Genomic DNA, 23,442 nt, shown 5'->3' with positions numbered 1-23,442 from the left:
TTCCCTCCCTTAGGTTTGCGAATGCGGTTCTTTATCTTTCGAGGGGCCGCCCGTCTGGCGGCCCCTCAAATCGGTTCGCCTCAGACGTAGCGGAAGACGCCGACGGCATAGACCAGGGAGAGCGCGAGCGCCCACCACAGGTTCTGCCCGCCGACGAAGCCGAGCCATGCGAGGTGAATGAAGGCGCTGCCGAGCAGTGACACGAAGAGGCGATCGCCCCGTGTCGTCTCGAAGCGCAGGATGCCGACGCGCGGGTTGCCACCGGGCGAGGCATATTCCCAGACCGCCATCATCGACAGCAGTGCGAAGATCGTCAGGAAGAACATGGCCGACGGAAACGACCAGGCCATCCAGCCACCGGGGATAAGCGGCGCGAACCAGTCGCGCGCGCCGTCCTTGATGGGCAGCATGCTGAAGAGCAGCCCGGCAACGGCGGCGTAGACGACGAGAACGGCGGCAAACGGCAGTTGCCAGCGAGCGTTGCGAACGGGTTGAGCGGTCATCATACCCTCCCCAGGGCAAAGCCCTTGGCGATGTAGTTGCGAACGAAATAGATCACGAGTGCGCCCGGAATGATGGTGAGCACGCCGGCGGCCGCCAGCACGCCCCAGTCGAGACCGGAGGCGGAGACCGTGCGGGTCATAGTGGCGGCGATCGGCTTGGCGTCCGTGGTCGTCAGCGTGCGGGCAAGCAGCAGTTCGACCCAGGAGAACATGAAGCAGAAGAACGCAGCGACACCGATGCCCGAGGCGATCAGCGGCATGAAGATCTTCACGAAGAAGCGCGGGAACGAGTAACCGTCGATATAGGCGGTCTCGTCGATCTCCTTCGGCACGCCCGACATGAAGCCTTCCAGGATCCAGACCGCGAGCGGCACGTTGAACAGGCAGTGCGCAAGGGCAACCGCGATGTGCGTGTCGATCAGGCCGAAGGCCGAATAGAGCTGGAAGAAGGGCAGCGCGAAGACGGCCGGCGGCGCCATGCGGTTGGTCAAGAGCCAGAAGAACAGGTGCTTGTCGCCGAGGAAGCGGTAGCGCGAGAAGGCGTAGGCCGCCGGCAGCGCTGCCGTCACCGAGATCACCGTGTTCATGACGACGTAGATGATCGAGTTGATGTAGCCGTTGTACCAGGAGGGATCGGTGAAGATCACCTGGTAGTTCCGGAGCGTCGGATTGACCGGCCAGAGCGAGAAGGTGCTCAGGATCTCGCTCGTTTCCTTGAAGCTCATGTTGACGAGCCAATAGATCGGCAGGAGCAGGAAGACGATGTAGACCGTCGGCACCAGCCAGGAGAGGCGTTCGGTAAGTAGTTGTTTTTGCATTTTGTTTCTCCTCCCACCTTTGTCAGCCCTGCGCGTCGCTCGTGGTCATCACGGTGTAGAAGATCCACGAGAGCAGCAGGATGATGAGGAAGTAGATGATCGATAGCGCTGCCGCAGGACCGAGGTCGAACTGGCCGATGGCCGTCTTGACGAGGTCGATGGACAGGAAGGTTGTCGAGTTGCCGGGACCGCCGCCGGTGACGACGAAGGGCTCGGTGTAGATCATGAAACTATCCATGAACCGCAGCAGGAAGGCGATCAAAAGCACGCGCTTCATCTTCGGCAGCTGGATGTAGCGGAACACCGACCAGCGCGAGGCGCCGTCGATCTTGGCCGCCTGGTAATAGGCGTCGGGGATCGAGACGAGACCGGCATAGCAGAGCAGGACGACGAGGCTCGTCCAGTGCCAGACGTCCATGACGATCAGCGTGACCCAGGCGGCAACGGGGTTCTGCACGTAATTGTAGTTGATGCCGATCGCTTCGAGCGTGCGGCCGAGCAGGCCGATGTCGACGCGGCCGAAGACCTGCCAGATGGTGCCGACGACGTTCCACGGGATCAAGAGCGGCAGCGCCATCAGGACCAGGCAGACCGGTACGCCGAGACCCTTCTTCGGCATGTTGAGCGCGATGATGATGCCGAGCGGGATTTCGATTGCCAGGATGATCGCCGAGAAGATCAGGTTGCGGCTGAGCGCGTCCCAGAAGCGGTCCGACGTCAGCACCTGCACGTACCAGTCGGTGCCGGCCCAGAAGAACTGGTTGTTGCCGAAGGTGTCCTGGACCGAATAGTTGACGACGGTCATCAGCGGGATGACGGCCGAGAAGGCGACCAGCACGAGGACCGGCAGCACCATGAACCAGGCCTTGTTGTTCCAGGTTTTCTCCATGGTCAGGCCTCCTCGCCGACGCGCCAGGAATCGGCGTAGATATTGATGGCTTTCGGGTCGAAGGTGACGCGCGGCTCGGCGGGGATCTCGCCGTCCTCGTCGACGATGATCGAGATCGGCTGGTCGGCAAAACGGGCGCGCACGATCTTGTGGCGGCCGATATCCTCGACCTTGGTGATCGCGACCGGCATGCCTTCGCGACCGAGCGAGACGAATTCCGGGCGGATGCCGAGCTCGGTCTTGGCGCCGGCCTTGACCTTGGGCTGGAAGGTGAGGCCCAACTGCTCGCCGCCGATCGTCGCGGTGCCGCCGTCGAGCTTGACCGGCAGCACGTTCATGCCCGGCGAGCCGATGAAGTAGCCGACAAAGGTGTGGCGCGGGCGCTCGAAGAGTTCCGCCGGCGTGCCGATCTGCACGATCTGGCCGTCATACATGACGACGACCTTGTCGGCGAAGGTCAGCGCCTCGGTCTGGTCGTGGGTGACGTAGACCATGGTGAAGCCGAACTGCTTGTGCAGGCGCTTGATCTGTGAGCGCAGCACCCACTTCATTTCCGGATCGATGACCGTCAGCGGTTCGTCGAAGAGGATCGCGCTGACGTCGTTGCGCACGAGGCCGCGGCCGAGCGAGATCTTCTGCTTCTGGTCGGCGGTGAGGCCCCGAGCCGTCTTCTTCGCCCAGCCGCCAAGGCCGATCATCTCGATCGTTTCCTTGACGCGGCGGTCGACCTCGGCCTCCGGCACATGCCGGTTGCGCAAGGGGAAGGCCAGATTATCGTAAACCGTCATCGTGTCATAGATGACCGGGAACTGGAACACCTGGGCGATGTTGCGTTCCTGGGTCGACAGATGCGTCACGTCCTTGCCGTCGAAGAGGATCTCGCCTTCGGACGGGTTGATCAGGCCAGAGATAATGTTGAGCAGCGTGGTCTTGCCGCAGCCGGAGGGCCCGAGCAGCGCATAGGCGCCGCCGTCGTTCCACTCGTGGTGCACTTCCTTCAGCGCGTAGTCGTTTTCCGACTTCGGCTTGGCGCCATAGGCGTGGCGGATATGGTTGAGATTGATGCGTGCCATGTTTTCCTCCCAGCGCCTCCTTTAGGCCGTGCCGCCGATGGCGCGTCCGTCCGGCCCGAAGGCCATGAGATGGCGGGTATCGACGAAGACCTCGAGGGTCGCGTCGGGTTCGATGTCGTGAATGCCCGGCGCCAGCATCACCCAGCGCGCATTGGCAAAACCGACGTGAATGAAGCTTTCGGAGCCGGCAATTTCGGAGATCGCCGTCTTCACCGTCAGCGCATCGCCGCCGCCCTGCGGGAGGTCAAACGACAGGTGATGCGGCTGGAAGGCGACGGTGCAGGGACCGTCGCCGATGCCAGCCAGATGTGCCGGGACGGTGAGCACAGACTTGCCGTCGAGCGTGAAGGCCGAGCCTGATTTGACCAGCTCGATGCAGTTCAGCGGCGGATCGGCGAAGGTGCGGGCGGTGATCAGGTCGACCGGGCGGCGATAGACGTCGATTGTCTTGTCGAACTGGGTGATGCGGCCCTGGCTGAGGGCTGCGGTGTTGCCGCCGAGCAGTAGCGCTTCCGAAGGTTCGGTCGTCGCATAGACGAAGATGGCGCCGGAGGCGGCGAAAATCTTCGGCAGTTCCTCGCGCAGTTCCTCGCGCAGCTTGTAGTCGAGGTTGGCGAGCGGTTCGTCGAGCAGCACCAGATCGGCGTTCTTGACGATGGCGCGGGCAAGTGCCGTGCGCTGCTGCTGGCCACCCGAGAGGTTCAAGGGCGTGCGGTCGAGATAAGGCGTCAGCTTCAGCAGATCGGCCGCCTTGCGCACCTCGCGGTCGATGGTGGCGGTGTCGGCGCCGCTGATGCGCATCGGTGAGGCGATGTTTTCGTAAACGGTCATCGCCGGATAGTTGATGAACTGCTGGTAGACCATGGCGACCGAACGCTTCTGCACCGGCAGGCCGGTGACGTCGGCGCCGTCGAAAAGGAGCGAACCGGAGGCGGGCTTGTCGAGACCGGCCATCAGCCGCATCAGCGACGTCTTGCCGGAAAGGGTCGGGCCGAGCAGAACGTTCAGCGACCCCCTCTCCAGCACCAGGTCGGTCGGGTAGATATGCGTCTCCCCGCCTACGACCTTGGATATCTTCTTCATTTCAAGCATTGAATTCTCCACCCAGCCTGTCGGCAGTCCGAGCGTTTTCCACCCCAGCGCGGAAACGCTCTATCTCATCGGTTTTCTGCATTTCCGGGCGCGCGCGCCCGTGTTGGAAATGCATTGAATGCGAGCGTTGTCAGGCGGCTGCGTTGGCCGCGCCTCGCATGTATTCCTCCAGCGCTGCCGCCTCGCCCGGCGTCAGCTTCAATCCCAGTTTCGTGCGCCGCCACAGCACGTCCTCGGCGTGCCGCGCCCATTCCTGCGTCATCAGCCACTTGACCTCGGCCTCGTAGAGATCGGCGCCGAAATGGTGGCCGAGACCGGCCTCGTTCGACGCCGAACCCAGAAGTGCTGCGGCGCGCGTGCCATAGAGGCGCACGAGGCGACGCGCATGCTGGGGCGCAAGGAAGGGATATTGCTTCCGCAGTCTTGCGACTTCGTCGGCATAACCCTGGGCGGGAAAATCGCCGCCCGGAAGCCTGGAGCCGGCGGTCCATTTCGAACCCTTGACGCCGATCGCCTCGCCGATCTTTTCCAGTGCGGATTCGCCGAGGCGGCGATAGGTCGTGAGCTTGCCGCCGAAGACGTTGAGCAGCGGTGCCGCACCCTTGTCACCCTCGACCCGCAGCACGTAGTCGCGCGTCGCTTCCTGCGCCTTGCTGGCGCCGTCGTCGTAAAGCGGGCGAACGGCCGAATAGGTCCAGACGATGTCGTCCTTTTCCACCGGCTCGAGGAAATACTCGCTTGCTGCCCGGCAGAGATAGTCGACCTCCGCGTCGCTGATGCGCACCTCGCCCGGATTACCGGTGTAGTCGCGGTCGGTGGTACCGATCAGCGTGAAGTCTTCTTCGTAAGGGATGGCGAACATGATGCGGCCATCCGGGTTCTGGAAGAAATAGGCGCGCGGATCGTCGAACTTCTTCTTCACGACGATGTGGCTGCCCTGAACGAGGCGGACATTGTGCACGTCGTTCTTGCCGAGCGCGCCCGAGAGAACCGCGTCGACCCAGGGGCCGGCGGCATTGATGAGCATGCGGGCCTTGAGCGTCTTGCGTTCGCCGGTTGCCTGGTTCTCGGTTTCGATGGTCCAGAGCCCACCGTCGCGTCGTGCGGCGACGACGCGGGTACGGGCCATGATGACGGCGCCGCGGTCGGCAGCGTCGCGGGCATTCAAGACCACGAGGCGGGCGTCGTTGACCCAGCCGTCGGAATATTCGAAGGCCTTGTTAAACAGGCGCTTCAGCGGTTTGCCGGCGGGATCGCGGTTCATGTCCAGCGTCGCCGTTGCCGGCAGCAGCTTGCGGCCGCCGATATGGTCGTAAAGGAAGAGGCCGAGGCGGATGAGCCAGGCCGGGCGCAGGCCGCCCTTGTGATAGGGCAGCACGAAGCGCATCGGCCAGATGACGTGCGGCGCCATCGCCCACAGCACCTCGCGCTCCATCAGCGCTTCGCGCACGAGGCGGAATTCGTAATGTTCGAGGTAGCGCAGGCCGCCGTGAATGAGCTTGGTGGAGCCGGAGGACGTGCCGGAAGCGAAATCGTTCATTTCGGCCAAGGCGACCGAGTACCCACGGCCGACCGCGTCGCGCGCGATGCCGCATCCGTTGATGCCGCCGCCGATGACGAAGACGTCGTAGATTGCCTGCTCTGACACTGCTGTTTCCCCTCCACATTTCGCGATGCACAAATTGATGCATCAGCGAAAGTGAAATCAGTTAAAACGAAAACATATCGAATGTCAAACGAATGCTCCCCGAATCTTTAGGGGTGGCTAAATCTCCCGTTTCAGGCGTCGGTTTCGATCAGGCGAACGTCCTGTTCAACACAGATTTTCCTGACGTTTTCGAGCGTGCAGCGGTCGGTGATGAAGGTCTGGACCTGCGATATATGGCCGATGCGAACAGGCGCGGTTCTTTCGAATTTGGTCGAGTCGGAAACCAGAATGACATGGCGCGCATTGGCGATGATCGCCTGGGCGACTTTCACTTCGCGAAAATCGAAATCCAGCAGCGCGCCGTCATGGTCGATCGCCGAGGCGCCGATGACGGCGAAGTCGACCTTGAACTGCTTGATGAAATCGACGGCGGCCTCGCCGACGATGCCGCCGTCCGAGCCGCGCACGACGCCGCCGGTGATCACCACCTCGATCGAAGGGAAAACGCGTAAGCGATTGGCGACATTGATGTTGTTGGTGATGACCATCAGTTCCTTGTGGTCGAGCAGGGCCTCGCCAACAGCTTCGGTGGTGGTGCCGATATTGATGAACAGCGACGCGTTGTCGGGGATGAGTTCGGCGGCGGCCTTGCCGATCGCCTGTTTCTCCGGTGCCGCGATCTGGCGGCGGGCGTCGTATTTGACGTTTTCCTTGCCGCTCGGGAAGATCGCGCCGCCATGAATGCGGTTCAGGATCTTGGCGTCGCAGAGGTCGTTCAGGTCCTTTCGGATGGTCTGCGGCGTGACGGAAAAGCGCTGCGCCAGCTCCTCGACCAATACCCGGCCCTCGCTTTTTGCCAGTTCCAGGATCTCCTCCTGCCGACCGGACAAATACATTCCATCCTCCCCATTTTCGTTTTGTTTCATAATATGCAAAAACGAAAGCCGCGCAATTTCAGAATCGGCGTTTGCGGCGAAATTGCTTTCGCAGCGGGTCCAGGGTGTCGGCGCGCGTTGCATTCGCTACGGCGATAGGCGACCCTGCCTTAGGAGTGAAGAGGGGAAAGACATGTTTCATCCGGCCTTGTTCAAGGGCATGACCGTCGTGATCACCGGTGCCGGGCGCGGCATCGGGCTCGAGGTTGCCCGGCAGTTCCTGGATTGTGGCGCGCATGTACTCGTCCATGCCGGCCGGTCGATCGGCGACCTGCCCGATTTTCTCGAATCTGCGGCGACGGAAGGCCGGGCCTATGTGGCGACGGCGGATTTTCTCGCGCCGGATGGTGTCGAGGGGCTGGTCGACGTGGTGCGCAGCCGCTTCGAGAGCATCGATATCCTCATCAACAATGCCGGCACGATGGTCGGCCGCTTCCCGGCGGCGGAGCTGTCCGACGAGCAGTACCAGACCGTCGTCCAGCTCAACCAGACCGCGGTCGTCGAGATGACGCGGGCGATGCTGCCGCTGTTGCGCAAGGGTACGCATCCGGCGATCGTCAACACCGTCTCGATCTCTGCGGTTACCGGCGGCAGCGCCGGATCGTCGATCTATTCGGCGACGAAGGCGTTCGTTTCCACCTATTCCAAGGCCTTGGCGCGGGAACTCGCGCCCGATGGCATCCGTGTCAACTGCGTTTCACCGGGGACGATCACCACCGAATTCCACGAGCGCTACTCATCGCCGGAGAAGCTGGAGGCGACCCGCAAGACCATTCCGCTTGGTCGGCTCGGGACGGCGGAAGACTGCGCGCCCGCCTATCTCTTCCTCGCCTCGCATGCGCTGTCGGGCTACATCACCGGGCAGGTGCTGGAGGTGAATGGCGGGCAGCTGATCGTTTGAGCGGTAGATGAAGTCGGCTGCCCCTCATCCGCCTACCGGCACCTTCTCCTCGCTTGCGGGGAGAAGGAAGGCTGCGGCGCCCGCTCGCATCCCCACTCCATTCGGGGCCTGCATCATGAAGGGGCGACCTCGCGAAGCGCCACGTCCCGCAAGCGGGAGAGGGTTAGGGTGAGGGGCAGAGCCACAACAACTGAAGGCCGGACATGATCGACAAGCTGGAAATGTTCCTCGTTCTCGCCCGCGAAAGGCATTTTGGTCGCGCGGCGGAGGAGTGTGGGGTGACGCAACCGACGCTGTCGGCGGCCATCCGCCAGCTTGAGGATCAGCTCGGCGTCATGCTCGTCAGCCGCGGGTCGCGCTTTCAGGGCCTGACGCCCGAGGGCCAGCGCGTACTCGAATGGGCGCGGCGCATCGTCGGCGATACCCGCACCATGCGCGAGGAGATGCGGGCGGCGCGCAAGGGTCTTTCCGGCCATATCCGCCTAGCCGCGGTGCCGACGACACTTGCCATGGTGCCGATGATCACCGCGCCGTTCCAGGAAAAGCACCCTGATGTCACCTTTTCCGTGCTCTCGACGACATCGGTGCAGATCCTGGCGCTGCTCGAAAATCTCGAGATCGATGCGGGGCTCACCTATCTGGAGAACGAGCCGCTCGGCCGGGTGACCAGTGTTCCGCTCCAGGTCGAGCGCTATCACCTCGTCACCGCCGCCGGAACGCCGCTTTCGGAGCGGGAAAGCGTGACGTGGAAAGAGGTTAGCGACGTTCGGCTTTGTCTATTGACGGCAGATATGCAGAACCGCCGCATCATCAACCAGCATTTTTCGGAGGCCGGTGCCGTCGCCAAGCCGACGCTCGAATCGAACTCGATGATCGTGCTTTTTTCGCATGTGCGCACCGGCCGCTGGGCCAGCATCATGCCATTCAACGTCGCGAAATCATTCGGTTTTCACGAAGATATCCGGATGATCCCGATCGTCGATCCGGACGCCCGTCACACGGTCGGCCTGGTTGCGACGCATCGTGAGCCGTTTACGCCGCTGGTGTCGGCCTTGCTGCACGAAGCACGCATTCTCGGCGAGCGAAATCAGGCTCAATAGATTTTTTCTATCGATCGACGGAACAGCCTTATTGACCCATGCGGCCATAAGCGCGAAGCTTTTTGATCATGGCCGGAGACCGCCGAGGAACGGCCTTCGCCAGAAGTGAAATGTCGGCTGGGCCGGTCGTCCGTTTCGGGTGCTGCCGCCTCGCCCATGAGCCGGGAGGGCTCCCGTTGAACATCCATCAGCCGCGCGCCGATATCGCGGAAACCACGCTCGCCATCGTCGAGGAGCTGAAGAGGCTGGAAGGCCCCATGCTGCCGATCCTGCACGAACTGCAGGAAGAGTTCGGCTATGTGCCGCAGGAATGTCTTCCGGTGATTGCCCGCGAACTCAACCTCTCGCGCGCCGAAGTCTATGGGGTGATGAGCTTCTATCATGATTTCCGCGAGCACCCCGCCGGGCGCCACGTGCTGAAGCTCTGTCGCGCCGAAGCCTGTCAGTCGATGGGCGGCGACCAGCTGGCCGAGCGCGCGAAGCGGCTGCTCGGTATCGATTTTCACCAGACGACCCCGGATGGCGCGGTGACGCTGGAGCCGGTCTACTGTCTCGGGCTCTGTTCCTGCGCACCCTCCGCCATGCTGGACGGAGAGGTGCATGCCCGGGTCGATGCCGCCGATCTCGAAGCGCTCGTTCAGGAGGCGCGTCGATGACCGCAAAGATCTACATTCCGCGGGACGCCGCGGCCGTGGCGCTCGGCGCCGACAAGGTAGCCAAGGCAATGGCCGAGGCGATCGGCGCACGCGGCCTCGACGCCACGATTGTGCGCAACGGTTCGCGCGGCATGCATTGGCTGGAGCCGCTGATCGAGGTGGAAACGGCTGACGGCCGTGTTGCCTATGGCCCGGTCAAGGCACATGACGTTTCCTCGCTGCTCGATGCCGCCCTGCTCGACGGCGGCGATCATGCACTCTGTCTCGGGAAGACCGAGGAGATCCCCTTCCTGAAGCAGCAGACGCGGCTGACCTTTGCCCGCTGCGGTATCATCGATCCGCTTTCGCTCGACGATTACCAGGCCCATGGCGGGCTCGCCGGTCTGCGCAATGCCATTGCCATGGCGCCGCAGGACATTGTCGCGCAGGTGACCGAAAGCGGCCTTCGAGGCCGTGGCGGCGCAGGCTTTCCGACCGGCATCAAGTGGAAGACCGTTCTCGACGCGGCGGGCGATCGGAAGTACATCGTCTGCAACGCCGACGAGGGCGATAGCGGCACCTTTGCCGACCGGATGATCATGGAAGGCGATCCCTTCGTGCTGATCGAGGGCATGGCGATCGCCGGCATCGCGACCGGCGCGACCAAGGGCTTCATTTACACCCGCTCCGAATACCCGCATGCGATCGCGGCGATGGCTGAGGCGATCGAGATCGCCCGCAAGGCCGGCGTGCTCGGCACCTCGGTGCTCGGCTCCGGTCGTGCCTTCGATATGGAAGTGCGCGAGGGCGCAGGTGCCTATGTCTGCGGCGAGGAAACGGCGCTGCTCAATAGCCTCGAAGGCAAACGCGGCATCGTGCGGGCCAAGCCGCCGCTTCCCGCGCACAAAGGCCTCTTCGACTGTCCGACCGTGCTCAACAACGTGATCTCGCTCGCCTCCGTCCCCATCATCATGGACAAGGGCGCCGCCTATTACCGCGACTTCGGCATGGGCCGGTCGCGCGGCACGATCCCGATCCAGATCGCCGGCAACGTCAAGCATGCCGGTCTCTACGAAACCGCCTTCGGCCTGGCGCTCGGCGAGATCATCGATCACATCGGCGGCGGCACGGCGAGTGGCCGGCCGGTCAAGGCCGTGCAGGTCGGCGGTCCGCTCGGCGCCTACTTCCCGCGGGCGCTGTTCGACACGCCGTTCGACTACGAAGCCTTCGCCGCGCGTGACGGTCTGATCGGCCATGCCGGCATCGTCGTCTTCGACGACACCGTCGACATGCTGCACCAGGCGCGCTTTGCGATGGAATTCTGCGCGGTAGAAAGCTGCGGCAAGTGCACGCCCTGCCGCATCGGTTCGACGCGCGGTGTCGAGGTGACCGACAGGATCGCCGCTGGCATCGAGCCGGAGAAGAACCGCGAACTGCTCGCCGATCTTTGCAACACGATGAAGTTCGGTTCGCTCTGCGCGCTAGGCGGCTTCACGCCCTATCCGGTCATGAGCGCCATGACCCATTTCCCGGATGATTTTCAGCCGGCACCGCGCGTTCAAGCGGCGGAGTGAGGAAAAGACCATGTCTCTCATTCAAGAAATCGACTACGGCACTCCGGCCTCCAAGTCCGAAAAACTGGTGACGCTGACGATCGACGGACGCGAGGTCACCGTGCCCGAGGGCACTTCGATCATGCGCGCGGCGATGGATGCCGGCATAGAAGTGCCGAAGCTCTGCGCTTCCGACATGATGGATGCCTTCGGCTCCTGCCGGCTCTGTCTCGTCGAGATCAAGGGACGCGCCGGCATGCCGGCCTCCTGCACGACGCCGGTTGCAGCCGGTATCGAGGTCGCCACCCAGACGCCGCGGCTGAAGGACGTGCGCCGCGGGGTGATGGAGCTCTACATTTCCGACCACCCTCTCGACTGTCTGACCTGTGCTGCCAATGGCGATTGCGAGCTGCAGGACATGGCCGGCGCAGTCGGCCTGCGCGACGTGCGCTACGGCTATGAGGGCGAGAACCACGTCACGGCGCGCAACAATGGCGAGATCAACGCCAAGTGGATGCCGAAGGACGAGTCCAATCCCTATTTCACCTACGATCCGGCCAAATGCATCGTCTGCTCGCGCTGTGTGCGCGCCTGCGAGGAAGTGCAGGGCACCTTCGCGCTGACGATCGGCGGCCGCGGTTTCGACAGCCGCGTTTCGGCCGGGATGGCGGAAGACTTCATGTCGTCGGAATGCGTCTCCTGCGGCGCCTGCGTCCAGGCCTGCCCGACGGCGACGCTCATCGAAAAGTCGGTGATCGAGATCGGCCAGCCCGAACATTCCGAAGTGACGACCTGCGCCTATTGCGGCGTCGGCTGCTCGTTCAAGGCGGAAATGCGCGGCGAGGAACTGGTGCGTATGGTGCCGTGGAAGGATGGCCAGGCCAACCGCGGCCATTCCTGCGTCAAGGGCCGCTTCGCTTACGGCTATTCCAACCACAAGGACCGCATCCTCAACCCGATGATCCGCGAGAAGATCTCCGATCCCTGGCGCGAGGTCACCTGGGAGGAGGCTTACGCGCATGTGGCCTCCGAGTTCCGGCGGATCCAGTATCAGTACGGCCGCGATTCCGTCGGCGGCATCACCTCGTCGCGCTGCACCAATGAAGAGACCTATCTGGTGCAGAAGCTGGTGCGCGCCGGCTTCGGCAACAACAATGTCGATACCTGCGCCCGCGTCTGCCATTCGCCGACCGGCTACGGCCTCGGCCAGGCCTTCGGGACCTCGGCCGGTACGCAGAACTTCGACAGTGTCGAGTTCACCGACGTCGCCGTCATTATCGGCGCCAACCCGACCGACGGCCATCCGGTCTTCGGCTCGCGACTGAAGAAGCGGCTGCGCGAAGGCGCCAAGCTGATCGTCATCGATCCGCGCCGCACCGACATCGTGCGCTCGCCGCACGTGGAGGCCGCCTATCACCTGCCGCTGCAGCCCGGCACCAACGTCGCGATCTTGACCTCGATCGCCCATGTGATCGTCACCGAAGGCCTCGCCAACGAACAGTTCATCCGCGAGCGCTGCGACTGGTCGGAGTACGAGGATTGGGCCGCCTTCGTCGCCGAGCCCTACCATAGCCCGGAGGCGACCGAAGCCTATACCGGCGTGCCGGCCGATCTCGTGCGGGGCGCGGCCAGGCTCTATGCCACCGGCGGCAACGGCGCGATCTATTACGGTCTCGGCGTCACCGAGCACAGCCAGGGATCGACGACGGTCATGGCGATCGCCAACCTCGCCATGGTCACCGGCAATATCGGCCGGCCGGGCGTCGGCGTGAACCCGTTGCGCGGCCAGAACAACGTGCAGGGTTCCTGCGACATGGGTTCGTTCCCGCACGAGCTGCCGGGCTACCGTCACATCTCCGACGATGCCACCCGCGAGACCTTCGAGAAGCTCTGGGGCGTCGAGATCTCCAACGAGCCGGGCCTGCGCATCCCCAACATGCTCGATGCCGCGGTCGACGGCACCTTCAAGGCGCTCTACATCCAGGGCGAGGACATCCTGCAGTCCGACCCGGACACCAAGCATGTGGCAGCCGGCCTCGCCGCGATGGAATGCGTCGTCGTGCACGACCTGTTCCTGAACGAAACGGCCAACTACGCGCACGTCTTCCTGCCCGGTTCGACCTTCCTCGAAAAAGACGGCACCTTCACCAATGCCGAGCGCCGCATTAACCGCGTGCGCAAGGTGATGACGCCGAAGAACGGTTATGCCGACTGGGAGGTCACGCAGAAGCTCGCCCAGGCCATGGGCCTCAACTGGAACTACCGCCATCCGTCCGAGATCATGGACGAGATCGCCGCGACGACGCCGAGCTTCGCGCTGGTTTCCTACGATTATCTCGAAAAGATGGGCTCGGTGCAGTGGCCCTGCAACGAGGCGCATCCCGAGGGTTCGCCGATCATGCATATCGACGGTTTCGTGCGTGGCAAAGGCAAGTTCATCCGCACCGAATATGTGGCGACGGATGAACGCACCGGCCCGCGCTTCCCGCTGCTTTTGACGACCGGCCGCATCCTTAGCCAGTACAATGTCGGCGCCCAGACGCGACGCACCGACAACGTCGTCTGGCATGCGGAAGACCGGCTGGAGATCCACCCGCACGACGCCGAGCAGCGCGGCATCCGTGATGGCGACTGGATCCGGCTCGCAAGCCGCGCCGGCGAGACGACCCTGCGTTCGCTGATCACCGATCGCGTCGCGCCCGGCGTCGTCTACACCACCTTCCACCACCCGACGACGCAGGCAAACGTCATCACCACCGACTTCTCCGACTGGGCCACCAACTGCCCGGAATACAAGGTGACGGCGGTGCAGGTGATGCCGTCGAACGGCCCGTCGGACTGGCAGGTCGACTATGACGAGCAGGCCCGCCAGTCGCGCCGGATTTCCGGCAAGCTGGAGGCGGCGGAGTAATGCCTTTCGCTGCGACCGATCATGGCGACGTTTAGGACATCCAAGACCGTTCCCGAGGCCGCCCGCCGCAACGGCGCGCTTCGGGACGGTGCGCGCGCCGTGCCGGAGGAGACGCCGGTCGCCTTCAGCTATGGTGGTTCGACCCATGCGGTGATGATGGCGACGCCCGGCGATCTCGAGGATTTCGCCGTCGGCTTCAGCCTGACCGAAGGCATCATTACCGATCCCGGCCAGATCGAAACGGTCGAGTTCGTCTCCGAGACGGTCGCCGGCAATCTCGGCATCGACTTGCAGATCGTGCTTCAGGACGAAGAGAACGACATGCTGCGTCAACGCCGACGGCACATGGCGGGGCCGGTCGGTTGCGGTCTTTGCGGCATCGAATCGATCGAGCAGGCGGTACGGCCGACGCCGGACGTTGCCCGTTCGAGACTGACGTTGTCGCAGGAGGACGTGGTTTCGGCCGTAGCGCTGCTCAATGGCCAGCAGCCGCTGCATTTCGAAACGCGGGCCGTGCACGGTGCCGCCTTCTACGTGCCGGGCCGCGGGCTGATCGCGGTGCGTGAGGATGTCGGCCGCCACAATGCGCTCGACAAGCTGGTCGGTGCCGCCGCACGCGCCGGCTTCAAGGGCAGCGAGGGCGCGGTGGTCGTCACCAGCCGGGTGTCCGTCGAGATGGTGCAGAAGACGGCAGTCGTCGGCAGCCCTGTGATCATTGCCATTTCGGCGCCGACGGCGCTTGCCATCCGCACGGCGGAAGCTGCGGGCATGACGCTGATTGCGCTCGTGCGCGGCGACGAATTCGAGATTTTCACCCATGCCGAACGCATCAAGTCCGGAGCTGCCGTCGATGTCGCATGACAATACCAACGCCAAGCTGATCTATATGGCGAACCAGATCGCCACGTTCTTCAAGAGCCAGCCCGAGAGCGAGGCGGCGCAGGGCGTTGCCACCCATATCAACAAGTACTGGGAGCCGCGCATGCGGCGCAAATTGTTCGAGCATATCGACAATGGCGGCGAGGGGCTGACGCCGCTGGTGCTGGAGGCGGCCGCAAAGATCAAACGTCCGGAAGCGGCCTAGCTTGCATTCCTTACCCGCCAGCGCTTTCTGCGCGCTCATCGAGAGCGTTTTCCTAAGCGGGCACTCTCCTGAAAAGATTTAAGGGAAGGCGGCTACCGGTCGCCGCCTTCCCCATTCCCGAGCGCGGGGTGCAGGGATGTGCGCTCAGAAATTCTGCCAACCATCCGCGGCCGGTGTCGCGGCCAGGCTTGTTCGTTGACCGCCGCGCATGGCGCGGGCGGTGGCATGCAGGCGTGATGGCTGCGCGCGATCTTCGAGGTGGCGGTTCGCGTCGACGACCTGGGCCTGCTCGCCGTAGCGGAACTGGCGGAGCAGTTCGTGCAGGGCTTCGGCCTCGCGGGCCATGGCGTGGCTTGCGGCCGTGCTTTCCTCGACCATCGCGGCGTTCTGCTGGGTCGCCTGGTCCATCGAGTTGACCGCCTGGTTGATCTCCTTGAGGCCGGTCGACTGTTCCCGTGCCGCTTCCACGATCGCCGAGACGTTGGCGTTGATCTCCTGGACCTGGACGAGGATTTCCTCAAGCGCCGCCCCGGTCTGGCCGACCAGCGACACGCCGTTCTTGACGTGTTCGGTCGAGGTGCCGATCAGCGACTTGATGTCCTTGGCGGCACTGGCGGAGCGTTGGGCCAGTTCACGCACTTCCTGGGCGACGACGGCGAAGCCCTTGCCGGCTTCACCGGCGCGCGCCGCCTCGACGCCGGCGTTCAGCGCCAAGAGGTTCGTCTGGAAGGCGATGTCGTCGATCACGCCGATGATGTTGGAGATTTCGCGTGACGACTGTTCGATCTGGTCCATGGCGCCGATCGCGCTCTTGACCACATTGCCGGAGCGTTCGGCACCGGCCTTGGTCTTGGCGACCAGGCCTCCGGCCTCCTCGGCGCGGCGGCTGGAGTCCGAGACGGTCGTGGTGATCTCGTCGAGCGCTGCGGCGGTCTCTTCCACGGAAGCGGCCTGTTGCTCGGTGCGCTTCGACAGGTCGTCGGCGGCAGCCCGGATCTCGCGGGCGCCGGAGGCGATCGCGCTGGCATTGTCGCCGACGGTTCGCATCGCCCCGCGCAGCTTTGCGGTGGCATCGTTGAAGTCGATCCGCACCGCTTCCATGCTTGGTACGAAGGGCGTGTCGAGGTTGCGCGTCAGATCGCCTTCGGCGAGCGCCCGCAGGCCCGCGCCGAGGCTGTTGATGGCGCTCATGCGCTCGCTGACATCGGTCGCGAACTTGACGACCTTGTAGACCTTGCCGCTGAAGTCGCGGATCGGGTTATAGGCCGCCTGGATCCAGATCTCCTTGCCGCCCTTGCCGTAGCGCACGAACTCGTTGGAGAAGAACTCGCCGGCGGCGAGCCGCTTCCAGAAGTCGGCATATTCGGCGGTGCGGGCATAGTTGGGCTCGCAGAACATGCTGTGGTGCTTGCCCTGGATTTCCTGGAGGCTGTAGCCGAGCGCGGCGCAGAAGTTTTCGTTGGCGGTCAGGATCTCGCCCGATGGCGTGAACTCGATCACCGCCTGGGAGCGGGAGATCGCGTCGAGCTTGCCGGCATCTTCCGTGGCCCTTGCCTTGGCGGCAGTGATGTCGCTTGCGAACTTGACCACCTTGTAGGGCTTGCCGCCCCGAAGCACCGGGTTGTAGGTCGCCTGGATCCAGATTTCGCGGCCGCCCTTGGCGACACGCTTGTAGGCATTGGCGTCGAATTCGCCGCGGCCGAGCCGGGCCCAGAAGTCGCGGTACTCCTGCGTCTGGGCGTAGTCGGCGGGGCAGAACATGCGGTGGTGCTGCCCGACGATTTCGCTGAGGTTGTAACCGAGTGCCTGGCAGAAATTCTCATTGGCGGTCAGGATCTTGCCGGTCAGGTCGAACTGGATGATAGCCTGCGACTTCGATAGCGCGGCGATGATCTGGTTCGCGTCTGCAATTTTTCCGAGAGCGAACATTGTAACCCTCTTCTCGTTTGTTGGCTCAAGCCGGGGGCTTCGCGCCTTCTTTGACAGGGTTTGCGGAGCCGAAGCGGTGCAAACTCCCGGACTAAGACAAATGCCGGCCTGCCGAAACATGTCTGGTCGTCCCGCGCCGGCCCACCGGGTCAGCGATTTAGTGCTTCGTGAGGGGAGTTCGAACTGGCGGGCTTCATGCCCAGGCGCCGTGTTTATGCAATCTAGGTTAGTGATAGGACTATTAAGCAGGTGTTAAAATAGCAACTATCAAATTTCAGTTGTAAGAACTCGTAGATCCCAATTTTAGTTGAATTAGTTTCTCCTGTTTTTCTAAAGTATTGCCCTCTGGCTGAGCAAATAACCAACAAAAAAGCCGCCCGACGAGACGTCGGACGGCCTTGAATATCGCTGAGCTGTTGCTTTAGGCGGCCAGTTCCTCGACCTCGCGTTCCTTGAACATGCGGGCAAGGTTCAGGAAGCAGATCATGCCGGTTTCGTTTGCGATGATGCCTTCGGCGAAGCTCTTGTCGAAGGAGGCCGTCACTTCCGGCACCGGCTGCACCTGGCTGCCCTGGACCGTGAGGATATCCGACACGCGGTCGACGACGAGGCCGATGACCATGTTGTGCACTTCGGCGACGACGATGGCGCTGCGCTCGTTGGCGGTGGTCGATTTCATGCCGAGCTTGTGGGCGAGGTCGATGATCGGGATCACCGTGCCGCGCAGGTTCATGACGCCGATTACTTCCGGCGGCGAATGCGGGATAGGCGTCGAGGGCGCCCAGCCGCGGATTTCACGGATCGTCGTCGTCTTGACGCAGAATTCCTGATCGTGGAGGCGGAACGCAATGATTTCCAGCGTCTCGCCGTCGAACCCGGCCGTCCTGAGTGTGCTTGTCATCGAAGGTCCTTCCAGCTTTCCGGTCGACGCCTCTGGGCGCGACACCGCCATACTCCAGATCTCTCCGCATGGCTGACGGCGCATCAGGCGCGGTCAATGATCCGTAAAGGAGAGATCCTTCCAGTCCGCCGATCACATCCGGCAGGGCGCAGCTGCATCATGCGCGGAGGAACCGCTTTGCGCTTTGGGAAAGGACTATAGGCCGGGATTCGTTAAGACTTGCTTTTGCAAGTGCTTACGAAGATCTCGCCCCGGGCGTGACCCCGGGGCGGAAGCGATTTGCGATCAAGCGGAGGCGAGAACCCTGGCAAACTGTTCGACCGCCCAATCCACCTGCTCGGCGGTGATGACGAGCGGCGGCGCGATGCGGATCGTGTCGCCGTGGGTGTCCTTGGCAAGGATGCCGAGCTGCTTCAGCGCTTCGCAATACTTGCGCGCGCCGCCGGCTTCCGGCACCAGTTCCACCGCCAGCATCAGGCCGCGACCGCGCACTTCCTTGATGATGTTGGAACGGATGTCGGTGAGGCCCTTCTGGAAGCGCTCGCCCATCTTTGCCGAGTTCTCGATCATGCCTTCCTCGGTCAGCGCCTTCAGCGCCGCGCGGGCAATGGCGCAGGCAAGCGGGTTGCCGCCGAAGGTCGAGCCGTGCTGGCCGGGCTTCAAGACGCCGAGCACTTCGGAATTCGAAAGCACCGCCGAGACCGGATAAAAGCCGCCGGACAGAGCCTTGCCGATCAGCGTCACGTCGGCTTCGATCGCCTCATGCTCTTCGGCAAGCAGCTTGCCGGTGCGGCCAAGCCCGGTCTGGATCTCGTCGAGGATCAGCGTGATGCCGTGCTTGGTGCAGAGCTCGCGCACCGTCGTGAAGTAGCCGACCGGCGGGACGATGACGCCGGCTTCGCCCTGGATCGGCTCGACCAGGAAGGCGACGGTGTTTTCGTTGATCGCCGCACGGAAGGCGTCGATGTCACCGAAGGGTACGACCTTGAAGCCCGGCGCAAACGGGCCAAAGCCGGTGCGGGCGTCCGGATCGGTCGAGAAACCGACGATACCCATGGTGCGGCCGTGGAAGTTGTTGGAGCAGACGATGATCTCGGCCTTGTTCTCGGCCACGCCCTTGACCTCGTAGCCCCACTTGCGCACGGCCTTGACGGCGGTCTCGACGGCTTCGGCGCCGGAGTTCATCGGCAGCACCTTGTGCGAGCCGGTCAGCGCAGCGATCTCTTCGTAGAAATGCGCCAGCTGATCGTTGCGGAAGGCGCGGGAGGTCAGCGTCAGCTTCTGCGCCTGCTCCATCATCGCCTTCAGGATCTTCGGGTGGCAATGGCCCTGGTTCACGGCAGAATAGGCCGAGAGACAGTCGAGGTAGCGGTTGCCTTCCATATCCCAGACATAGACACCTTCGCCGCGCGAAAGCACCACGTCGAGCGGCTTGTAGTTATGGGCGCCGAGCCGGTATTCGGTTTCGATCAGGGCAGCCGTCGTGTTCATATATCGTCCTCCGGTGTTTCTTTGTCTGAGGAAGAGGAAAAGTGTGCGCGGTTTTCCGCCCGCATCCCGCTTAGACTTATGAGAGCCGTTCACGCTTATGATCTTGGATCCAGTCGACCCAAGATCTCCGTGATCTAGGCGCTGCGGGTCGGCCGGTCGAGAACACGGCGGCCGAAGAGGCTCGCCGTCAGTTCGACCAGGATGCGCGCGCTCTTGCCGCGATCGTCGAGGAAGGGGTTGAGCTCGACGACGTCGAGCGAGGAAACGAGCCCGCTTTCCCAGAGCACTTCCATGATCAGGTGCGCCTCGCGGAAGGTGGCGCCGCCCGGAACGGTGGTGCCGACGCCCGGCGCCAGTTCCGGATCCATGAAATCGACATCGAGGCTGACATGCAGCAGGCCATTGGCGGCGCGGACCTCTTCGAGGATCTGGCGCATGATGTGAGCCATGCCGAGTTCGTCGACGGCGCGCATGTCGAAGACGCGCACGCCATGTTCTGTGATCTCTTCGCGCTCGCGGTCGTCGACCGAGCGGATACCGACCTGGAAGACCTTCTTCGGATCGACGAGCGGACGGTCCGACGGCAGGATCGGGGCGAATTCGGCCTGGCCGCAGAAGAAGGCGACCGGCATGCCGTGCATGTTGCCGGAGGGCGAGGTCGACGGCGAGTTGAAGTCGGCATGGGCGTCGAGCCAGAGCACGAACAGCGGCCGGCCGACGTCTGCGGCATAGCGCGCCATGCCGGAGACGCTGCCCATCGAAAGCGCATGGTCGCCACCCAGAATGATCGGGAAATGGCCCTTGCGCACGGTGTCGTGCACGGAATCATCCAGGGCGCGGGCGAAGGCTGCGACGATCTGCAGGTTGTTGGCGCCGGGATGGTTGGCGAGATCGCGCGCCGGCAGCGGCTTGACGTCGCCTTCGTCGTGAACCGTATGGCCGAGATCGCGCAGCACCGTATCGATGCCGGCGATGCGCAGAGCCGTCGGGCCCATGGCCGCGCCGCGTCGTCCAGAACCTTCCTCGATGGGTGCGCCGATCAGCGTGATGGTCGTCATGTCCGCCCGATTCCTTCTCAAGATAATTCCCATGTGATCCCGTCCGGGATGTGTGGATTATGGCCAAAATGGGCGTCAGCAAAAAGATGGAAAACTGCCGATTAGTGAGCTAGTTTCGACAGATTGCTAAGTCCGATTTTACAAAGTGGCAGACTATGGATGATCTCGACCAGGCGCTGATAAGCGCTCTGCGCCAGAATGCGCGCATTCCCGTTTCGACGCTATCGGAAATGACGGGCGTGTCGCGGGCGACGGTGGCGGCCCGTATCGACAGGCTGGTCGCCAATGGTACGATCGCCGCCTTCACCATCCGCACCGGTGCCGAAATCCCGGCCTCCGGGGTGCGCGCCGTGGTCATGATCGAGGTGCACGGCAAGATGGCCGATCGTGTCGCCGAGCAATTGCGCGGACTGCCGCAGGTGCGGGCGCTGCACAGCACCAATGGCCGCTGGGACTTCATCGCCGAGCTTCAGGACCGCGATCTCGTCTCTTTCGACGAAACGCTGCGGCGCATCCGCCTGATCGACGGCATCACCGTTACGGAGACGAATATCCTGTTGAAAACCAGCAAGATGACCGGCGCGTTCTGAGCATTTCTAGCCGCCCGAAGCGGTGAGGAAATTGCCTCTCAGAGTCGAATTGTTCTTGATTTGTTCTCGTGTTTCGCTATGATGGCCGCCTCACCCAAGATGGAGGATGTCATGGTTGCCAATGGCGGCAGGCTTGCCGATCGGCAGATCTGTGTGAAGCTGTTCGTCAGGCATGGCGACGAGGATCGCGCCATCGCCTTCTATCGCGAAGCACTCGGCGCCGAACTGCTGCAAAGGCATGAATGGCCGAGCGGCATTCTGACGAGTGCGGATCTGAGGATCGGGGAATCGGTGTTCCGTATTGCCGGGGCCAATCCGCGCCGCGATGCGGAACCCAAGCTTGGCGGGCCGCGCTCGCCGCATGCGCTCGGCACCACGGCGGTGATCCTGGAGCTGCATGTGCGCGACGTCGATCGCGTCATCGGCCGAGCGATCGGCGCAGGCGCAAGCCTTCGCAATGCGGCCGAAACCTTGTCGACGGGCGATCGCGTCGGCGCCTTCATCGACCCCTTCGGCCACATCTGGGCGTTGTTCAACGCTATGGAAGATGCCGACGTCGTCGATCTGAGCATCGAGGCCCGCAACGCCGCCTGAGGCGTTGCGGGCCCTTTCGCTGCCCGGGCATGTGCTCTGGGTGGATTTCATGCCTGCTGCCTGACGATCAGAAGAACTCGTCGAGCAGGCAGTAGAAGTCACGTTTCTCCGAATCGTCCTTGTCGAGGCCATAGCGGGTCAGAAACGGCTGAACCCATTCCTCGCCGAGATTGTGGACGATGCTGCGGCAGGCAAGAGCGATGTCCTGGTAGGGGTCGGCGACGCCCAGCCGGCTGCAATCGATGAAGCCGGAAAACCGGCCGTTCTTCTCGATGATGTTCGGCAGGCAGGCGTCGCCATGGGTGACGACGAGTTCACCGGGTTGGGGCACGCGCGCCTGCAGTTCGGCAAAGAGATCCGCCGCCGTTCGGCCGAGCCGCGTCTCGTCAAAGTCGCTTTCATCGATCACGCCTGCCTGGGTGCGCGCCTTCGCGATGGCGATGCGCTCTTCGATCCGGTGATCGAAGGGGCAGTTGGCGATATCCAGCGCATGCAGTTGCTTCAGCGCGTCCGCGAGGATGACGATCTGGTCCTTGGGCGAGAGCGTCGTGGAGGCGAGGTCCGTCCCTTGCACTGCTTGCAGCAGCAGCCAGTTCGTCTCCGCGCCGAAGGCACGAGCGATCACCCGCGGGCAGGGCAAGTCCTTTGATGCCAGCCAATCAAGCCGCGCCGCCTCGTCGACGAACTCGCTGAACGGGCCGGCTTCCTCGAGCTTCAGCACCAGCATGGGTCGATCGGGCGCCTTCAGAAGAAAGATGCTCGAGTCGGATTGCCCGAGCAGATCACGGTTCCACTGATAGCCAGCGACAAGAGGGCGGAATGGTTCGGGCAGTTCGGGACGCGGAAAAGAAGAGGGCAAGGCAATCACCTGAAAAAAGGAATGAAACAACGGGGCGCGCGGCCGCGCCTGGATGCCGATGTAGGTTTGGCAAAGTGGCATTTCCACGGAGCGGTCCCGCAAGTTTTGACGGCGCGTGCCGGTAAATCGCCTTTCACGGTGCGTCTTCGCCAAATCTCCATCAAAGCTTCGCAAAGCGCGCTCGGCTCGACCGCAAAGTCACCTTTTTAGAAGTGTTTCGAAGAGGTGCTCATGGGCGTGAACCACAATGAACTGCTGTCGGCGGCCGAATGCGCCGACCGTCTTGGCCTTACCATCCGCGCTCTCAAGGTCTATGAGGACCGCGGCCTGATCACGCCGCGGCGGACGGAGAAGAAGTGGCGGCTCTATGGTGCGGTCGAAATCGCGCGGCTGACCGAAATCATGGCTTTGAGGCGGCTTGGCCTTAGCCTCACCCGGATTACCGAAATGCTCGCCGGTACTGCGCCGGCCCTCGGACAAACGCTAGCCGTCCAGCAATCGGCGTTCTTGGACCTGCGCGACCGTGTCGAACACAGCCTGTCCTTGATCGATGCGGCGCTCCAGAAGATCGAGCGCGGCGATGCCCTGTCGATCGACGAACTCGCCATGCTCGCCCGAAAAACCGAGATGACCGGCCTGTCGCCTGACGCCGTCGCATGGAACCGCTACGAGCTGACGCGCCCACGCCGCGAGGTCTCCTTCGTCCCCGAGAATGGCTGGGCCTGAAACAGGCGCAAGAAGGGCAGCGCGCTCCGCGCCGATGACATGCGACCGATCACGGCTTCAGACGCCGCCGGTGCCTCCAAAAGACCATAGTGAGTTTGCTGTCGAGCGGGCAACACAGGGGCTCTGGAGCCGGTGGATCGCGATCGACCCAC

Annotated in this window: 22 protein-coding genes; 10 read left to right on the top strand and 12 right to left on the bottom strand. The window is 63.2% G+C overall.

Annotated features, from left to right (window positions below; all coding sequences use genetic code 11):
* Positions 1-80: 80 nt before the first annotated feature.
* From IB262_RS16020 to IB262_RS15990, 7 genes are all read right to left on the bottom strand, one after another.
* Entirely contained in the window at positions 81-503 is a 423-nt protein-coding gene (locus IB262_RS16020; RefSeq protein WP_034802456.1) for a DUF2160 domain-containing protein, read from the bottom strand.
* Complete coding sequence (locus tag IB262_RS16015; RefSeq protein ID WP_090295357.1) at positions 503-1,321, bottom strand: carbohydrate ABC transporter permease; 819 nt, start codon at positions 1,319-1,321, stop codon at positions 503-505. The genes IB262_RS16020 and IB262_RS16015 overlap by 1 nt, the downstream gene beginning before the upstream one ends.
* A 22-nt stretch (positions 1,322-1,343) precedes the next feature.
* Complete coding sequence (locus tag IB262_RS16010) at positions 1,344-2,210, bottom strand: sugar ABC transporter permease (protein ID WP_034802451.1); 867 nt, start codon at positions 2,208-2,210, stop codon at positions 1,344-1,346.
* 2 nt (positions 2,211-2,212) lie between these two features.
* Entirely contained in the window at positions 2,213-3,283 is a 1,071-nt protein-coding gene (locus tag IB262_RS16005; RefSeq protein ID WP_034802449.1) for an ABC transporter ATP-binding protein, read from the bottom strand.
* A 21-nt stretch (positions 3,284-3,304) separates the two neighbouring features.
* Positions 3,305-4,375, bottom strand: coding sequence for an ABC transporter ATP-binding protein (locus IB262_RS16000; protein WP_112977400.1), 1,071 nt, complete (start codon positions 4,373-4,375; stop codon positions 3,305-3,307).
* A gap of 130 nt (positions 4,376-4,505) precedes the next feature.
* The gene (glpD, locus tag IB262_RS15995; RefSeq protein ID WP_060586417.1) at positions 4,506-6,023 is read right to left on the bottom strand and encodes a glycerol-3-phosphate dehydrogenase; all 1,518 of its coding nucleotides are present in this window, start codon (positions 6,021-6,023) and stop codon (positions 4,506-4,508) included.
* A 131-nt stretch (positions 6,024-6,154) separates the two neighbouring features.
* Positions 6,155-6,919, bottom strand: coding sequence for a DeoR/GlpR family DNA-binding transcription regulator (locus tag IB262_RS15990; RefSeq protein ID WP_192493693.1), 765 nt, complete (start codon positions 6,917-6,919; stop codon positions 6,155-6,157).
* 172 nt (positions 6,920-7,091) lie between these two features.
* Between IB262_RS15990 and IB262_RS15985 the strand changes: the two genes are divergently transcribed.
* From IB262_RS15985 to IB262_RS15955, 7 genes are all read left to right on the top strand, one after another.
* Positions 7,092-7,859: an SDR family oxidoreductase gene (locus tag IB262_RS15985; protein ID WP_112977399.1), complete on the top strand. Its 768-nt coding sequence runs from the start codon at positions 7,092-7,094 to the stop codon at positions 7,857-7,859.
* Positions 7,860-8,062: 203 nt separating this feature from the next.
* Positions 8,063-8,959 carry a LysR family transcriptional regulator gene (locus IB262_RS15980; protein WP_060521374.1) on the top strand — a complete coding sequence of 299 codons (897 nt, stop codon included), beginning with the start codon at positions 8,063-8,065 and terminating at the stop codon, positions 8,957-8,959.
* 176 nt (positions 8,960-9,135) lie between these two features.
* Positions 9,136-9,615: a formate dehydrogenase subunit gamma gene (locus IB262_RS15975; RefSeq protein ID WP_112977398.1), complete on the top strand. Its 480-nt coding sequence runs from the start codon at positions 9,136-9,138 to the stop codon at positions 9,613-9,615.
* The gene (locus IB262_RS15970; protein WP_192493692.1) at positions 9,612-11,168 is read left to right on the top strand and encodes an NADH-quinone oxidoreductase subunit NuoF; all 1,557 of its coding nucleotides are present in this window, start codon (positions 9,612-9,614) and stop codon (positions 11,166-11,168) included. Before IB262_RS15975 ends, IB262_RS15970 begins: the two co-directional genes overlap by 4 nt.
* Before the next feature lie 10 nt (positions 11,169-11,178).
* Positions 11,179-14,058 (top strand): formate dehydrogenase subunit alpha, encoded by a 2,880-nt coding sequence (gene fdhF / locus IB262_RS15965; RefSeq protein ID WP_112977408.1) that lies wholly within the window; start codon positions 11,179-11,181, stop codon positions 14,056-14,058.
* Positions 14,059-14,079: 21 nt separating this feature from the next.
* A complete protein-coding gene (fdhD, locus tag IB262_RS15960; RefSeq protein ID WP_112977397.1) occupies positions 14,080-14,919 on the top strand; it encodes a formate dehydrogenase accessory sulfurtransferase FdhD in 840 nt (279 codons plus the stop codon).
* Positions 14,909-15,142: a formate dehydrogenase subunit delta gene (locus tag IB262_RS15955; RefSeq protein WP_034802422.1), complete on the top strand. Its 234-nt coding sequence runs from the start codon at positions 14,909-14,911 to the stop codon at positions 15,140-15,142. Before fdhD ends, IB262_RS15955 begins: the two co-directional genes overlap by 11 nt.
* A gap of 144 nt (positions 15,143-15,286) precedes the next feature.
* Here the strand turns inward: IB262_RS15955 and IB262_RS15950 are convergent, their stop codons facing one another.
* From IB262_RS15950 to rocF, 4 genes are all read right to left on the bottom strand, one after another.
* Positions 15,287-17,071: a PAS domain-containing methyl-accepting chemotaxis protein gene (locus IB262_RS15950; protein WP_112977396.1), complete on the bottom strand. Its 1,785-nt coding sequence runs from the start codon at positions 17,069-17,071 to the stop codon at positions 15,287-15,289.
* Between the two features lie 421 nt (positions 17,072-17,492).
* On the bottom strand, positions 17,493-17,972 hold the full coding sequence (locus tag IB262_RS15945) for a chemotaxis protein CheW (RefSeq protein WP_034803080.1): 480 nt from the start codon (positions 17,970-17,972) through the stop codon (positions 17,493-17,495).
* A gap of 285 nt (positions 17,973-18,257) precedes the next feature.
* Positions 18,258-19,463 (bottom strand): ornithine--oxo-acid transaminase, encoded by a 1,206-nt coding sequence (rocD, locus tag IB262_RS15940; RefSeq protein ID WP_034802416.1) that lies wholly within the window; start codon positions 19,461-19,463, stop codon positions 18,258-18,260.
* A gap of 134 nt (positions 19,464-19,597) precedes the next feature.
* The gene (rocF, locus tag IB262_RS15935; protein ID WP_112977395.1) at positions 19,598-20,521 is read right to left on the bottom strand and encodes an arginase; all 924 of its coding nucleotides are present in this window, start codon (positions 20,519-20,521) and stop codon (positions 19,598-19,600) included.
* Between the two features lie 155 nt (positions 20,522-20,676).
* Here rocF and IB262_RS15930 point away from each other — a divergent pair, with 155 nt between their 5' ends.
* Together IB262_RS15930 and IB262_RS15925 are read left to right on the top strand one after the other, a co-directional pair.
* Complete coding sequence (locus tag IB262_RS15930) at positions 20,677-21,111, top strand: Lrp/AsnC family transcriptional regulator (RefSeq protein ID WP_043614769.1); 435 nt, start codon at positions 20,677-20,679, stop codon at positions 21,109-21,111.
* A gap of 111 nt (positions 21,112-21,222) precedes the next feature.
* The gene (locus tag IB262_RS15925) at positions 21,223-21,705 is read left to right on the top strand and encodes a VOC family protein (protein ID WP_034802409.1); all 483 of its coding nucleotides are present in this window, start codon (positions 21,223-21,225) and stop codon (positions 21,703-21,705) included.
* 67 nt (positions 21,706-21,772) lie between these two features.
* Here the strand turns inward: IB262_RS15925 and IB262_RS15920 are convergent, their stop codons facing one another.
* Entirely contained in the window at positions 21,773-22,564 is a 792-nt protein-coding gene (locus tag IB262_RS15920) for an APH(3') family aminoglycoside O-phosphotransferase (protein WP_034803077.1), read from the bottom strand.
* Positions 22,565-22,795: 231 nt separating this feature from the next.
* Between IB262_RS15920 and IB262_RS15915 the strand changes: the two genes are divergently transcribed.
* Positions 22,796-23,290, top strand: a complete 495-nt coding sequence (locus IB262_RS15915; RefSeq protein ID WP_112975148.1) for a MerR family transcriptional regulator — start codon at positions 22,796-22,798, stop codon at positions 23,288-23,290.
* Positions 23,291-23,442: the final 152 nt, after the last annotated feature.

Source organism: Ensifer sp. ENS02, from assembly GCF_014851885.1.
In the GTDB taxonomy this organism is placed as follows: Bacteria; Pseudomonadota; Alphaproteobacteria; order Rhizobiales; family Rhizobiaceae; genus Ensifer; species Ensifer adhaerens.
This window is presented reverse-complemented; position numbering and strand designations above follow the sequence as displayed.

Coding starts and splice junctions, on each gene's coding strand:
- IB262_RS16020 (WP_034802456.1), bottom strand. CDS start 503: ATGACCGCTCAACCCGTTCGCAACGCTCGCTGGCAACTGCCGTTTGCC.
- IB262_RS16015 (WP_090295357.1), bottom strand. CDS start 1,321: ATGCAAAAACAACTACTTACCGAACGCCTCTCCTGGCTGGTGCCGACG.
- IB262_RS16010 (WP_034802451.1), bottom strand. CDS start 2,210: ATGGAGAAAACCTGGAACAACAAGGCCTGGTTCATGGTGCTGCCGGTC.
- IB262_RS16005 (WP_034802449.1), bottom strand. CDS start 3,283: ATGGCACGCATCAATCTCAACCATATCCGCCACGCCTATGGCGCCAAG.
- IB262_RS16000 (WP_112977400.1), bottom strand. CDS start 4,375: ATGCTTGAAATGAAGAAGATATCCAAGGTCGTAGGCGGGGAGACGCAT.
- IB262_RS15990 (WP_192493693.1), bottom strand. CDS start 6,919: ATGTATTTGTCCGGTCGGCAGGAGGAGATCCTGGAACTGGCAAAAAGC.
- IB262_RS15985 (WP_112977399.1), top strand. CDS start 7,092: ATGTTTCATCCGGCCTTGTTCAAGGGCATGACCGTCGTGATCACCGGT.
- IB262_RS15980 (WP_060521374.1), top strand. CDS start 8,063: ATGATCGACAAGCTGGAAATGTTCCTCGTTCTCGCCCGCGAAAGGCAT.
- IB262_RS15970 (WP_192493692.1), top strand. CDS start 9,612: ATGACCGCAAAGATCTACATTCCGCGGGACGCCGCGGCCGTGGCGCTC.
- fdhF (WP_112977408.1), top strand. CDS start 11,179: ATGTCTCTCATTCAAGAAATCGACTACGGCACTCCGGCCTCCAAGTCC.
- fdhD (WP_112977397.1), top strand. CDS start 14,080: ATGGCGACGTTTAGGACATCCAAGACCGTTCCCGAGGCCGCCCGCCGC.
- IB262_RS15955 (WP_034802422.1), top strand. CDS start 14,909: ATGTCGCATGACAATACCAACGCCAAGCTGATCTATATGGCGAACCAG.
- IB262_RS15950 (WP_112977396.1), bottom strand. CDS start 17,071: ATGTTCGCTCTCGGAAAAATTGCAGACGCGAACCAGATCATCGCCGCG.
- IB262_RS15945 (WP_034803080.1), bottom strand. CDS start 17,972: ATGACAAGCACACTCAGGACGGCCGGGTTCGACGGCGAGACGCTGGAA.
- rocD (WP_034802416.1), bottom strand. CDS start 19,463: ATGAACACGACGGCTGCCCTGATCGAAACCGAATACCGGCTCGGCGCC.
- rocF (WP_112977395.1), bottom strand. CDS start 20,521: ATGACGACCATCACGCTGATCGGCGCACCCATCGAGGAAGGTTCTGGA.
- IB262_RS15930 (WP_043614769.1), top strand. CDS start 20,677: ATGGATGATCTCGACCAGGCGCTGATAAGCGCTCTGCGCCAGAATGCG.
- IB262_RS15925 (WP_034802409.1), top strand. CDS start 21,223: ATGGTTGCCAATGGCGGCAGGCTTGCCGATCGGCAGATCTGTGTGAAG.
- IB262_RS15915 (WP_112975148.1), top strand. CDS start 22,796: ATGGGCGTGAACCACAATGAACTGCTGTCGGCGGCCGAATGCGCCGAC.